Here is a 13,637-nt window from a genome sequence, read left to right as displayed (position 1 = left end):
CGTTATTGCCAATACTCCCAAATTCAAGATCCGCCGAAGCTTGCACTACAGACGGATGACAAAGAACTTTTTGGGGCCGCAAAAGTAGGCATCCCATGCGTTATGAACAACTAATTCACCAAAAAAACTTTGACAACTACCCGAAACGCTGTAAATAAGAGTACCCACATCCTTTCAATGGCTCATTTTATTTAAATGAAAATAAAACCAACCTGACGAAGGTCATGCAGACACACAAGCGAAGGTGCTAACTTTAATACAACAAGCAATCCCAACTATTTCAAAGCTTTGATATGAATAAGATAATTGCCCCTGTCGACTTTTCTGATGTTTCTATTAATGCCGTACAATATGCAGCACAACTGGCAGCAGCCCTCAATAAAACATTGGTAATCACACATGTAGTACAATTACCCGTAGTGTATGGCGATGTGCCAATGCCCGTGGGAGAATATGAATCGCTGGTGGAGGAAGCCAAAGAAAAAATGGACGATTTGGTAAAGGCTCTGGAACAAACCACCCAAGGCCAGGCCATAATTCATACCGAAGTAAAAGTGGGTAGCCCGGTTTACGAATTGGTGCATAGCTGCAAACCCGATCAGGTGTACTGCATTGTGATGGGCACACACGGAGCCGGCAGTGTTGAACGCTTCTTTTTGGGCTCCACTACCCAAAGTGTAATTGCCGAATCGAAGTGTCCGGTGCTGGTAATTCCACAACATTTTGCTTTCCGTAAGCCATTTAAAGTGGGTTTTGCCAGCGATTTGAAGCAAGTAGTAAAGTGTACGCCAGTCAAAAAAATACTGGAAGTACTGCGGCAATGGAATGCCAGCCTCGAAATATTACATGTAGACCCCGACTATGCCGAATTTGAACCTTCGGTGATGGAGGAAGGCCTGCTGCTGGAAACCATGTTTGAGGAAATAAAACCCAAGTTCCAGTTTTTGCACAGCGGCTATATTGAAGAAAGCATATTGAACTATGCCGCCGACAATGAACTGGACATGCTGATTGTAACGCCAAAATCGCATTCATTTCTGGCCTCGCTGTTTATGCACCAGCACACCGACGACTTTGTACGGCAAGCTACCGTACCGGTGCTTATTCTCAAAAATGATTAATCGTTTGTTTATAATGTTTGGTAAAACCCGGTCATAGTTTGGTCGGGTTTTATTTTTTGAGTGCCGATGCCCAGGCTATTTGCAGCCAACCAATAATAAATGCAATACCACCAACCGGTGTAATGGCCCCCAGCCAGCTCAGGTTCATACGTGTTATATGGCTCAGGGTCATGATATACAATGAACCCGAAAACAGCCCGATACCGAGGTAAAAAGCAATGATGGCGTTATCAATGCGTTTGTTGGGTTTCATTCGATTGTAAATGCCTGCTACTATAAGTGCCAGCGCATGATACATATGATATTGCACTCCGGTTTGAAAGGTAGCCAGTTGTGGCGCTTCCAGTCTTTGTTTTAAAAAGTGTGCACCAAAAGCGCCAAAAGCTACAGCCAATGCAGCCAGCACAGCTCCCCAAAATACCGTCTTAGTTATCATGATGTTTGGTTGTTTTCCATGTGTTTCCAGTGTTGCTCAATTGCTGCACTCAGGGCTGGCAAATCGAGCACCAAATCTGTAATAATAATATGCGCCTGCTGGTACCAGGGCATTCGCTTTTCCATCAAAGTAGTTACAATATTATATGCATCTTCTTTGCTGGCAGCATTGGCAATAAGTGGCCGTTTGTGTTTTACCCGCCAAATTCGTTCTGTTATTTCCGCAGCAGGCGGGTGTAGCCACACTACTACCCCATGCTGTTTCATCCAAGCCATGTTGTCGAAAAAACAAGGAGTGCCACCACCGCAAGAGAGCAGCAAATTTGTTTGCTGGCCGGCAAGTCGCAGCTGGCGGGCTTCGAGCTCCCGGAAGTACAGCTCGCCATGTTGGTCAAAAACAGCTGGAATAGATTGACCGGCTGCAGCTACAATTTCATCATCTAAATCCTGAAAGCGCAGCGACATGGCTTCAGCCAATAACTTACCCCACACTGTTTTTCCAGCGCCCATCATTCCTATAAAAAAAACAATACGGTTCATGTAAATATGCAGGGTTACAGAGCGGCATCAAGCCTGATGCAGCACAAACATACGTACTGTGGACATTGCTGCATTTCGAAGCGAAAAGAATATAATGCAGCGGTTATGCTTTTCAGGAATGCAAACAAGAATCTGGGAGTATTCATTAAGTTTTGAACTGATTGTCAATACACTTTTATTTCTAAAATAATTAAAGAACTACTTTTGAAACTTCTTTAAAAACTACTTTCAGTACCAGCAACCGGCACTGCAAACCGTATAGCTATATGAACAAAATTCGCAAAATTCCATTGGCGCAATTGGGCTACGATTTTATTGAACCCGCCTACTTGCCCGAGGATCAGGATGAATACTACCTGCGCAATTTACAAAACAGGAGCGGCATCAATTACCGCCAGCTGAGTGCCTACGAAATAGAGGTATTGGTGCGCAACCGCAACACCTGTGACAACTGGAATAACTTTCTGGTGAGTGATGCCTTCAACCCCGAACTGGTTAAAAACTGTAAGTTTTACGGGCTTGTACGCATTGGCAAACTGGAACCCTATTTTCTGGAATACAGCCAGCTGAAAATTGCCGTAGGCCTTTACAACAGCACCATCATCAGTTGCGACTTTGGCGACAATGTAGTGATAGATAATGTGAACTACCTGAGCCATTATATTATTGGCAGCGAAGTGATTATTGTAAACGTAAATGAATTGATGACAACACCGCATGCCAAGTTTGGCAATGGGGTACTGAAAGACGGAGAAAGCGAATCGGTAAGAATATGGATGGAACTCTGTAATGAAAATGCTGGCCGCAAAGTACTCCCCTTCAACGGTATGCAGGCAGGCGACGCATGGATGTGGAGCAAGTACCGCAACGACCATGTATTGCTGCAAAAATTTCAAGAGTTTACCGAAAAAAGATTCGATACCAAACGGGGCTACTATGGAAAAATTGGCGACCGTACGGTCATTAAAAACTGTGCCATCATTAAAGATGTTTGGGTAGGCAGCGATGCCTATTTGAAAGGTGCCAACAAACTCAAAAACCTCACCATCAACTCTCAGGAAAATGCAGCATCACAAATAGGTGAAGGCTGCGAATTGGTGAATGGCATTGTTGGTTTTGGATGCCGTATTTTTTATGGTGTAAAAGCCGTTCGCTTCGTTTTATCCAATCACTCACAGTTAAAATACGGCGCCCGGCTTATCAATTCATTTTTGGGCCCCAACTCTACCATCAGTTGTTGCGAAGTGTTGAACTCACTCATTTTTCCGGCACATGAACAGCACCACAACAACAGCTTTTTGTGTGCAGCCACCATAATGGGCCAAAGCAATATGGCTGCCGGCGCCACCATTGGCAGCAACCACAACAGCCGCAGCCCCGATGGTGAAATGCAGGCTGGCCGTGGCTTTTGGCCGGGCTTGTGTGTAAGTTTGAAACACAACAGCCGCTTTGCCAGTTTTACCATGATTGCCAAAGGCGATTACCAATTTGAGTTGGATATTCCTCTGCCCTTTTCGCTGGTGAGCCAAAATACCGCAACCGATTCATTGCAAATAATGCCGGCCTATTGGTTCATGCACAATATGTATGCCCTGGCCCGCAATGCCTGGAAATACACAGACCGTGATAAGCGCATCGATAAAACCCAACACCTCGAGTTCGATTATCTGGCACCCGATACCATCAATGAAATGTTTACAGCCATTGCTTTATTAGAGCAATGGACTGGTGCTGCCTGGTATGCCCAAAAAGGCACTGCTGCCGATGAAAAACAACAGCAACGTAATGGTGCACAACTATTACACAACAACGATCCGATTCTTAACGTACTTCGTATTGAAGCCACCGGACTGGAAAACAGTAAACGAAAAGTGATTATCCTAAAGGCCGCTCAAGCATGGCAGCAATACCGGAAAATGATTAGGCTATATGGCATTTCACATATAATTAATGCCGTTGAACAAGCCGGCACATATAGAAAAGCCGCTAACCAATGGAAAGGCAAATTGAAACGCAGCAACGTAATTAATGTAGGCGGGCAACTGATACCTGCACAAGAGCTGGATTTACTCATTCAACGCATTCACAAAGGCACGGTAGCTGACTGGAACGAGGTACATGCTTTTTACGCAGAACAAAAAGCTAAATATCCTTCTTTCAAGTTGCAGCATGCACTGGCCAGTTTTGAAGCTGTGGCCGGCATGAAAATAATAGACCTGAAAGAAGCAGATTTCAAACTGCTGGTGCAAGAATACCTGCAGATAAAAGCTGACTTGTGTAAACGCATTGAAACCAGCCGTGCCAAAGATTATAGCAATACCTTCAGGAAAATGATGTACAACAATGAGGCAGAAATGAACGAAGTAATTGGTAAGCTGGAAGACAATGCCTTCATTTTACAGGAGAAAAAGGGATTGGCTGCCGAAAAAAGGCGGCTAAAACCCTGGTTATCGTAAGATACCCACGTGTATTGGGGAGATGCAAGGGAAGCCTATTTTTGCAGTTGTCACTTAAATATTGCAGTATGCTAAAGGTTGGTGTTTTTGGAGTAGGTCATTTGGGCAAGTTTCATTTGAACAACTGGAAAGAAATAGAGGGCGTGGAACTGGTAGGGTTTTATGATCCTAATGAGGAAATAGCAGCTGCTGTAATCAGTCAGTACGGTTTGCAGCGATATACAAATGCAGAAGCACTCATGGATGCTGTGGATGCTGTAGACATTGTGGCGCCTACCAATTTCCACTACGACCTTTGTACCAAAGCACTCCGCCGGCAAAAGCACATTTTTGTAGAAAAGCCCCTGGCAGCTACCATAGATGAAGCGAGAGAAATAGTAAAGCTGGTAAAAGAAGCCAAAGTAAAACTGCAGGTAGGCCATGTAGAACGCTTCAACCCCGCCTACCAGGCTGCCCGCCGGTACACCACTCAACCCATGTTTATTGAAGTGCATCGCCTGGCACAGTTCAACCCACGTGGTACAGAAGTAAGTGTGATTCTCGACCTCATGATTCACGACCTCGACATTGTGTTGAGTTTGGTAAAAAGCCCTGTCAAAAATATTTACGCCAGCGGCGTAGCGGTTATGACAGACACACCAGACATTGCCAACGTACGTATTGAATTCAACAACGGCTGTGTGGCCAACCTTACCAGCAGCCGCATCAGCATGAAGAAAATGCGGAAGATTCGATTGTTTCAGAAAGATGCATACATCGGCATCGACTTTTTGGCCCGCAAAGCAGAAATCATCAAGATTAAACAAGACAGCGACGAGAATGCTTTTTCTTTTGATTTGGAAACGCCCAAGGGAAAGAAAACCATTGCCATTGCCAATCCTCCTATCGAAGAAAACAATCCCATCAAACAGGAGTTGGAAGCATTCCGCGACGCCATTATCAACAATACAGCAACGCCTGTTTCAGAAGTGGATGGATTTCTGGCTATGGAAGTGGCGCAGCAAATTCTCGATAGCATTTCTAACACGACTGTCTTCGAAGGATAAGCAGTCATGCCGTTTCACAAACCCATATCGGTTGCTTGGTATGTATTTTCCGACTGGCTTTTTTCGCTGGTGGCATGGGTATCCTTTTACATCATCCGCCGATTCTATCTGTTTCACCGGCTGGATGTAGAAGGCTTGGCCAATGAGTCCACTTTTTGGTTGGGCATGGCATTTATACCTGTTGGCTGGTTGCTGTTGTTTGGCGCTACAGGTAGCTATCAAAAAACATTGTACGAAAGGTCGCGGCTCAATGAGCTCACCAACACCGCCATGCTGAGCGTTGTAGGTGTACTCATGATTTTCTTCGGCTTCCTCATTGATGATATCCGCAACCCTTTTGATCTCTCCTATTACTACAAAGGGTTTGCTGGCTTGCTGCTGTTGCAGTTTGTGTTTGTATTTGCAGGCAGAGCACTCCTGCTCACCAAAGTGAAACAAGAGATTCGCAGTGGTAAAGCCGGCTTTCATGTATTGCTGGTTGGTACTGATGAACAAGTACGCAAACACCACAGCTACTTGCAACCATTGGAAAAAACCATTGGCTGGAAACTCCGTGGTTATTTGCTGCCCGAAGGCCACAAACCGTTGAGCAATTTTTCGCCGGCATTGTTGGGCCATATTGATGAGCTGGAACTAATCATCGATCAATATCAGATAGAAAAAATCATTCTGGCTTTTGGTAAAATGGATTCTTCACTCACCAAGTCGTTGCTCGACAAACTGGCGGGTAAAGATGTAGAAGTATACATCATTCCGCAGGTGATTGACATCCTGACTGGTATGGCCAAAACCAGCAACCTGTCCTCTGGTCCGTTTGTGAGCATTCACACCGGCCTGATAGCCGACTGGCAGCAAAACATCAAGCGCATTCTTGATGTAACCATTGCGCTGCTGGCCAGCATAGGCCTGAGTCCGTTATTTCTTTTTGTAGCGCTGCGGGTGAAACTTTCTTCTCCCGGCCCTGTCATTTACAAGCAGGAAAGAATGGGCTACAAAGGCAAACCGTTTTTCATTTACAAATTTCGCTCTATGTACGCCGATGCGGAGGCCAACGGCCCGGCACTGTCTTACGATTTCGATCCCCGCATTACCCGCTGGGGCCGCATCATGCGCAAGTGGCGCCTCGATGAACTGCCACAGCTCTGGAACATTTTGAAAGGAGAAATGAGCCTTGTAGGCCCAAGACCGGAACGCCGTTTTTATGCCGAGCAAATTACTGCCCGTGAGCCGGCCTACAAATACATCACCCGTGTAAAGCCTGGCCTTACCAGCTGGGGTATGGTGCAGTTTGGCTACGCCACTTCTGTAGATGACATGGTGGAACGAATGAAGTACGACCTCATTTATCTGGAAAACATTTCGCTACTGCTCGATTTCAAAATCATGATACATACTTTCCGCATCATCCTGATGGGAAAAGGGAAATAACGACTACACATTTACGTCAAAGCATCAACCTTCAATAACCAACTGATGAAAGTACAATTTACCACTTCAAACCTGCCTTTTAAATATCCGTTTACCATTTCGAAAGGTACCAAAACACATCAGCCGGCATTGATTGTACAACTGGAGCATGTAGGCTACCGGGGCATTGGCGAAGCACCAGCCATTGCATACTACAACATACCTGTAGAAAAGATGATAGCAGACCTGACGGCGAAAAAAATGTTTGTAGAAAAGTTTGCCTTCACCGAGCCCGACCGCTACTGGCATTACCTGCATCACCTGTTTCCGCAAAATGGTTTTTTGGTATGTGCACTGGATATTGCCGCATGGGATATGTATGGCAAAATGAAACGCCAGCCACTGTATAAATTCTGGACGAAGGAAGTGACAAAAATGCCCCTCACAGATTATACCATTGGCATTGACAGTATTGAAAAAATGGTAGAGAAAATGCAGGAGAAGCCATGGCCTGTGTACAAAATAAAACTCGGCACAGATAACGACATCGCCATTATGGAAGCGCTGCGCAAACACACCGATGCCAAGTTTCGCATTGATGCCAACGCTGGTTGGACCGTGGAGGAAGCCTTGGAAAAAATCAATGTATTCAAAGACATGGATGTGGAGTTTATTGAACAACCGCTGGCCAAAGATGACTGGGAAGGCATGAAGCGTTTGTACAATGAAAGTCCGCTCCCACTGTTTGCCGACGAAGCTTGTGTATTTGAAAAAGATGTGGCCCTGTGCGAAGGCCATTTTCATGGCATTAATATCAAGCTCACCAAATGCACAGGCATAACGCCAGCCCTCCGCATGATTGCTGATGCCCGCAACCGCAACATGCAGGTGATGGTGGGCAGCATGAATGAATGCAGCATTGGCTCGGCAGCCATCGTACACCTCATGCCGCTGGTAGACTATGTAGATGTAGATGGCCCGCTGCTGCTGGCAGAAGATTTGGCCACTGGTTTGGAGTACAATTTTGGTAAAGTAGCCCTGCCGCAAAATCCGGGATTAGGCATAACTTCCCATTTGTTCCAATAACTATACATGCAACCAATCTTAAGGAAAGCCATGCTGCTGCTCACAACTTTGTTGTGCGTTACCCACTACTCATTTGCCCAACACAAAAATCACGGCATTGGCCTTACCCTCAGTGGTGGTGGCGCCAAAGGCCTTGCCCATATTGGCATACTGAAAGCCATTGATTCTGCAGGCCTCAATATTGATTATCTCACTGGCACCAGCATGGGCAGCATTGTGGGCGGATTGTACGCCGCTGGTTATAGTGCAGATTCCATTGAAAAAATTGCCCGCTCAATTCACTGGGAAGATTTGCTGAGCAACAGCATTCCCATGAACCTCTACACCATGGAGGAGAAAAGTGAGTTTGGTAAATACGCCATCGAAATGCCATTTACCAAAGGCAGTATTGGCTTGCCTTCCGGCTTTTTAGAAAGCCAGGAACTATGGCTCACGTTAGAAAAATATTTCTTTCCTGTTGCTGCCACACATGATTTCAAAAAACTAAGCATTCCATTTACCTGCGTAGCGGTTGATTTATTGAGCACCGAACCTGTGGCGCATACTTCCGGCAGCATTGTCAATGCCATTCGTAGCAGCATGGCCATACCCGGCGCCTTTTCTCCGGTTGATATTAAAGGGCGTAGGTATGTGGATGGTGGTATCATTCGCAACCTGCCGGTGCAGGAATGTATCAACCTGGGTGCGAAGTACATGATTGGTGTATCGGTGAGTGCTCCGGTACAAAGCCTTGATGAATTGAATAGTGCCGTGCAGGTGTTGTCGCAGGTGATGTTTTTGAACGAAGCGAAAGACAGCAGAGAGCAGGCAGAACTGTGTCAGTCGTTTATAAGCGTACCCATGGGCACGTACAACTCCGCCAGTTTTAGCAGTGCTGAAGACATCATTGAACTGGGCATTACAGAAGGCAGAAAATATTATCCTTTGTTCAAGCATTTGGCAGATTCACTCAAAGCAATTGATGCAAACTATTCGTTTCGGAAAAACAGATTGCCCAATGTATCATCTTACAAAATTGCTGCCGTAAAAGTGGAAGGTTTGGGCAAGCATGGTGTAGAAACATTCTTGCGGCAAATTGAAGGAAGAAATGAGCAAAGCATCAATTACAGCAAATTGCAAAACAATACCAGAGATGCATTTGCCTACCGCATGTACAAAAGCATTGTGTATGATGTGGAGCCAACCAAAGACAGTAGTTATGTACTGCAATACAAAGTAAAACCGGAAAGCGCCACCATGCTGAAAGTAGGTTTGAGTGAAAACAGTTTTACCCGCTTTGCAGTCAACCTCAACCTTACCACCCGCAATCAGTTGTTGCCTTCCAGCCGAACGATGGTATCGCTCAACATTGGCGATAATTTCAGGGGCTTGTTTGAGCACCTGCAAATGTTTGGATACCGCCAGCCGTGGTCCAACAGGCTGCAGGTGTACACAGAGTTTCAAGACCTGCCAGCATACAATGATTTACGCCGCATTGGACTGTACAAATACAAGTACGTGAGCATTGATGATCGTTTTCAGTTGTCAGCGAAACGCAAGTCGGCCGGCGGTTTCGGCATGCAATGGGAAAGCATTGTGGCCAAACCACAAATTGAAACCGGTACTTATTTCGACGGCCGCAACAACTATTTTCAGGCCTATGCTTTTTGGCAATACAACAACCTGATTAAACCATTGTATGCGGATAAAGGAACGATTGCAGAATTCAAACTGGGATATGTATTTGCATTGCAACCCCGCATCAAAGCGTTCAACAACGGGCAATTGATTGGTGATGTAAATCCATCGTTGTTTACTTACGGCAACTACCCCAGACTGACAGCCAACCTACAGAGTACGGCACAAATGAGCAAGCGTTGGAGTTGGGTAACCAAAATGCAGGCAGGCTTCAACTTCAGCAAGAATATTTCGCTGCTGAATGAATTTGTTGCTGGTGGCATCACAAACACCATGCGCAATCAAATTCAGTTTGCCGGGTTGAGAGAAGGCGAGTTAGACTCTGAGAGTTTGGTGGCTGTACACACTGGCCCCCGGGTACGGCCATTTGGTAGTTTTTACCTGAGTATAAATGGTGCTATTGCTCATTATGATTTTGTACAAAAAACATCACAAACAGTAAAAGCCGGATGGCTCTATGGCACCGCCATTACAGCAGCGTACCTTACGCCCATTGGCCCTGCAGAACTGAGTGTGATGGCTTCTTCCAAATCTGAAGGACTACGATTGTATTTCAACTTTGGCTTTCCGTTTAAGTAAATAAAAAAGCTTTGGCAATAGCACACAAATGTCCGGACACAGTCCGGCGGATTTAATAGACACCAGTGGCCCGCTGAGGCGGAACACTGGCGCCATTGGGGGGAGTGATTGTCTAAACCGCCCCTTTATCCTTGCAATAGCATATAAATTCATCAAACACCTTGCAGAAATAATCAAAAGGAACAACAGCATCATTCACAGGCTCCCCAAAATCGTTGCGCCATATTAAGCGAAGTTGGGAATCCTTATATAACACTACGCTTGAGCTTTGCGTATTTGTAAATTGAGGTGCAAGAAATGCATGTCTTCCTAAATGCTTCGTTTCATCATACCGTCTTTCATCTTCATCAAGCCTGAAATTAAACTTTGTAGTGTATGCAAAAACCTCCTCTGTACCCATTAAGTCAAATACAGGGAGGTAAAGGCTTTCCTTCTTTTTTACTATAGTCTGATAGTCTGTAATAGTGTCAGCCAAGGGTGCGGACTTTTTAAAATTACCTTTGGGCATGCCTTTCAGCCAAAGCCGGAGGAAAAACTTTTTGGGATGTTTCGTTTCTCCCAGTTCTATTGCAAATATTTCTTTATCGCCAAAAATCATGTTGTCACTCTTTTAAGTTTATTATTTAATTACCCGTCTGGCGCAAGTGTTCTGCGCAGCAGGCCACTTGTGCCGCTCTAATTATGCCAGATTGTATCAGCATTTTTATTCATCTGCCATGTCAACTTTTTATGCGACCAAGTCACTTCACCAAGGTATCTTTTTTTGGGGCTCGTGTACCACAAACCAAGGCGGAGTTTTCCTTATAAGTAAAAAAAAGCTGTTGTAAGTAACAACAGCTTTTTCAATATGCATGAAATCAATCCTTATTTCTTGAACTTGTTTTTCAATGCAGCCAATGCATCATTGATGTCCAAACTGCTCAGGTCTTTTTGCTGTGGCTGTGGTTGGCGCTGTTGCTTGTTGCCACCCGTATGTCCGCTGCGCTGCTGCGGGCCATTGTTCGGTTCGGTTTGTTTTATGCTCAAGGCAATGCGCTTTCTGCTCAGGTCCACTTCCAGCACTTTTACTTTCACTTTTTGCCCCAGCTTCAATGCTTCCGAAGGATCGCTTATGTAGCGGTTGGCGATTTCACTTACGTGCACCAATCCGTCTTGCTTTACACCAATGTCTACAAAGGCGCCAAACTTGGTAAGGTTGGTAACATTGCCCGGCAACTCCATGCCTACCTGCACTTCTTCAATGCTGTAGATGTTGGCAAACTCAAAACTCTCGGCAGTAGAACGAGGGTCGAGACCAGGCTTCACCAACTCTTTCAAAATATCATTCACCCGGTGTTCGCCATAGCTGGCGTATTGTTTGGCATTCACTTGTTTTACTAGTGATTCATTGCCTACCAAATCTTTCACCGTTACGTTCAGGTCTTTGGCAATGTTGTTGACAATCTCGTAACTCTCCGGGTGCACGGCACTATTGTCCAGCGGATTATCGGCCTGTGGAATGCGTAAGAAACCGGCACATTGTTCAAAGGCTTTGTCTCCCAGGCGGGCAACTTTCTTCAATTCGTTGCGGCTTGTAAACATGCCGTTGGCTGAGCGATACTCCACAATGTTTTTGGCAATGGTTTCACCAATACCACTTACGTAACTCAGCAAGTGGCGGGATGCGGTATTCAAATTCACACCCACCAGGTTCACACAACTCTCTACCGTCTGATCGAGTTTTTCTTTCAGGCGTACTTGGTTTACGTCGTGTTGGTACTGACCCACTCCTATGCTTTTCGGATCAATTTTTACGAGCTCGGCCAGTGGGTCCATCAGGCGGCGGCCAATACTCACAGCGCCACGCACCGTTACATCTTCCTGCGGAAATTCTTCACGGGCCACTTCGCTGGCACTGTACACGCTGGCACCATCTTCATTTACCAAAAACACGGGCAAGCCAAGGTTCAATCCTTTGATGAATTTTTCCGTTTCACGGCCGGCAGTGCCATCGCCAATCGCAATCACTTCAATGCCGTATTTGGCTACCAACTGGCGTACAGTATGTTCTGCATCGTACAGGCGGTTGTTTTCGTGTACGTAAATAACTGTGTTGGTTTTAAGGTCGCCTTTGTTGTCGAGCACCACGGTTTTGCAACCGGTACGATAGCCCGGATCGATGGCCAGCAAATGCTTGCCACCCAGCGGACTACTCAGCAGCAATTGGCGTAAGTTATCAGCAAACACATTGATGGCTTCTTCGTCGCTGCGTGTTTTCATGGCCATGCGAAACTCACTTTCCAACGATGGCTGCAGCATGCGTTTCCAGGCATCTTTCAATGCCTTTTTTACATGCACGGTTTCGTTGTGCATGCCTTTTACTACATGCTGTTCCAGCATTTCTACTGCTTGTTCTTCCGCAGGTTCAATGCTGATGCGGAGGAAGCCTTCCATAAAACCACGCAGCACTGCCAATGCCCGGTGTGCAGGCACTTTGGTTACCAGTTCGCTGTAGTCAAAATAATCTTTGTATTTGGCCGCTTCGGTTTCTTTGCCACTCACCACTTTGCTGATGAGCAAGCCATCTGTTTCAAACAAGCGACGCATTTTGGTACGTACCACCGCGTCTTCATTTACCTGTTCGGCAATGATATCTCTGGCGCCTTGCAAGGCTTCATCAATGGAAGCCACTTTTTCGTTGATGTACTTATTGGCTTCCGCTTCAATATCAGCATCGGCTTGTGCTAAAAGTAAATTGGCCAAAGGTTCTAAGCCATTTTCACGGGCTGTTTGTGCCTTGGTTTTGCGCTTCGGTTTATATGGCAGGTAAATGTCTTCCAGTTCATTGAGGGTGCTGGCTTTGTCAAGCGACTTCATCAGCTGTTCAGTCATTTTGCCCTGCTCTTCAATGGTTTTGATGATAAAGGCTTTGCGTTCGCTAAACTCCTTTTGAAACTTGGCTTCTTCCTGAATGGCCTGAATTTGCACTTCATCCAGATTGCCGGTTTGGTCTTTGCGGTAGCGGGCAATGAATGGAATGGTAGCCCCCTCGCCCAGCAGGCGGAGCACGGCTTCTACACTGGCGGGTTTCAGGTTGAGTTTGGCACACACCGGCCCAACAAATTCGAGCATGATTCAATCAATTTTAGGGCAACGAATGTATCGGAGCCGGGGCAAAAAGAAAAGGAAAATAGTTTTGCACAAAGCACAACTGTAGCATGATTTTGCAACTGAAAATTTGCATTGTAACAAGTAGATAGCCATCAACTAAAAGCCGGCCTTGCTTCAAGCAAAAACCGGCTTTTTATCAT

The 13,637-nt window shown here is 45.6% G+C and carries 10 protein-coding genes; 6 read left to right on the top strand and 4 right to left on the bottom strand.

The window, feature by feature from the left end:
• Nucleotides 1-293 precede the first annotated feature (293 nt).
• Nucleotides 294-1,121: a universal stress protein gene (locus V7Q13_RS11980; RefSeq protein WP_333800913.1), complete on the top strand. Its 828-nt coding sequence runs from the start codon at nt 294-296 to the stop codon at nt 1,119-1,121.
• Between the two features lie 49 nt (nt 1,122-1,170).
• Here V7Q13_RS11980 and V7Q13_RS11975 read toward each other — a convergent pair whose 3' ends face one another.
• Both V7Q13_RS11975 and V7Q13_RS11970 read right to left on the bottom strand, forming a co-directional pair.
• Nucleotides 1,171-1,557, bottom strand: coding sequence for a DUF423 domain-containing protein (locus V7Q13_RS11975; RefSeq protein WP_333800912.1), 387 nt, complete (start codon nt 1,555-1,557; stop codon nt 1,171-1,173).
• The gene (locus tag V7Q13_RS11970; RefSeq protein ID WP_333800911.1) at nt 1,554-2,096 is read right to left on the bottom strand and encodes a shikimate kinase; all 543 of its coding nucleotides are present in this window, start codon (nt 2,094-2,096) and stop codon (nt 1,554-1,556) included. The genes V7Q13_RS11975 and V7Q13_RS11970 overlap by 4 nt, the downstream gene beginning before the upstream one ends.
• 266 nt (nt 2,097-2,362) lie before the next feature.
• Between V7Q13_RS11970 and V7Q13_RS11965 the strand changes: the two genes are divergently transcribed.
• The 5 genes from V7Q13_RS11965 to V7Q13_RS11945 all read left to right on the top strand — a co-directional run bounded on the left by V7Q13_RS11965 (nt 2,363) and on the right by V7Q13_RS11945 (nt 10,347).
• Entirely contained in the window at nt 2,363-4,552 is a 2,190-nt protein-coding gene (locus V7Q13_RS11965) for a DUF4954 family protein (protein ID WP_333800910.1), read from the top strand.
• A 68-nt stretch (nt 4,553-4,620) separates the two neighbouring features.
• Nucleotides 4,621-5,598 carry a Gfo/Idh/MocA family oxidoreductase gene (locus tag V7Q13_RS11960; protein WP_333800909.1) on the top strand — a complete coding sequence of 326 codons (978 nt, stop codon included), beginning with the start codon at nt 4,621-4,623 and terminating at the stop codon, nt 5,596-5,598.
• A 6-nt stretch (nt 5,599-5,604) separates the two neighbouring features.
• Entirely contained in the window at nt 5,605-7,026 is a 1,422-nt protein-coding gene (locus V7Q13_RS11955; RefSeq protein ID WP_333800908.1) for a sugar transferase, read from the top strand.
• A 45-nt stretch (nt 7,027-7,071) separates the two neighbouring features.
• Nucleotides 7,072-8,091, top strand: coding sequence for a dipeptide epimerase (locus tag V7Q13_RS11950; RefSeq protein ID WP_333800907.1), 1,020 nt, complete (start codon nt 7,072-7,074; stop codon nt 8,089-8,091).
• 6 nt (nt 8,092-8,097) lie between these two features.
• Nucleotides 8,098-10,347: a patatin-like phospholipase family protein gene (locus V7Q13_RS11945; protein ID WP_333800906.1), complete on the top strand. Its 2,250-nt coding sequence runs from the start codon at nt 8,098-8,100 to the stop codon at nt 10,345-10,347.
• A gap of 112 nt (nt 10,348-10,459) precedes the next feature.
• Here V7Q13_RS11945 and V7Q13_RS11940 read toward each other — a convergent pair whose 3' ends face one another.
• Entirely contained in the window at nt 10,460-10,945 is a 486-nt protein-coding gene (locus V7Q13_RS11940) for a hypothetical protein (RefSeq protein WP_333800905.1), read from the bottom strand.
• A gap of 266 nt (nt 10,946-11,211) precedes the next feature.
• Nucleotides 11,212-13,458: a Tex family protein gene (locus V7Q13_RS11935; RefSeq protein ID WP_333800904.1), complete on the bottom strand. Its 2,247-nt coding sequence runs from the start codon at nt 13,456-13,458 to the stop codon at nt 11,212-11,214.
• Between the last annotated feature and the right edge of the window lie 179 nt (nt 13,459-13,637).

This window comes from Phnomibacter sp., from assembly GCF_036803085.1.
GTDB lineage: Bacteria > Bacteroidota > Bacteroidia > Chitinophagales > Chitinophagaceae > Phnomibacter.
This window is presented reverse-complemented; position numbering and strand designations above follow the sequence as displayed.

What these genes read in the sequence shown, in the direction of transcription:
- V7Q13_RS11965 (WP_333800910.1), top strand. Translation starts at nt 2,363, where the DNA reads ATGAACAAAATTCGCAAAATTCCATTGGCGCAATTGGGCTACGATTTT.
- V7Q13_RS11950 (WP_333800907.1), top strand. Translation starts at nt 7,072, where the DNA reads ATGAAAGTACAATTTACCACTTCAAACCTGCCTTTTAAATATCCGTTT.
- V7Q13_RS11975 (WP_333800912.1), bottom strand. Translation starts at nt 1,557, where the DNA reads ATGATAACTAAGACGGTATTTTGGGGAGCTGTGCTGGCTGCATTGGCT.
- V7Q13_RS11970 (WP_333800911.1), bottom strand. Translation starts at nt 2,096, where the DNA reads ATGAACCGTATTGTTTTTTTTATAGGAATGATGGGCGCTGGAAAAACA.
- V7Q13_RS11955 (WP_333800908.1), top strand. Translation starts at nt 5,605, where the DNA reads ATGCCGTTTCACAAACCCATATCGGTTGCTTGGTATGTATTTTCCGAC.
- V7Q13_RS11980 (WP_333800913.1), top strand. Translation starts at nt 294, where the DNA reads ATGAATAAGATAATTGCCCCTGTCGACTTTTCTGATGTTTCTATTAAT.
- V7Q13_RS11945 (WP_333800906.1), top strand. Translation starts at nt 8,098, where the DNA reads ATGCAACCAATCTTAAGGAAAGCCATGCTGCTGCTCACAACTTTGTTG.
- V7Q13_RS11960 (WP_333800909.1), top strand. Translation starts at nt 4,621, where the DNA reads ATGCTAAAGGTTGGTGTTTTTGGAGTAGGTCATTTGGGCAAGTTTCAT.
- V7Q13_RS11935 (WP_333800904.1), bottom strand. Translation starts at nt 13,458, where the DNA reads ATGCTCGAATTTGTTGGGCCGGTGTGTGCCAAACTCAACCTGAAACCC.
- V7Q13_RS11940 (WP_333800905.1), bottom strand. Translation starts at nt 10,945, where the DNA reads ATGATTTTTGGCGATAAAGAAATATTTGCAATAGAACTGGGAGAAACG.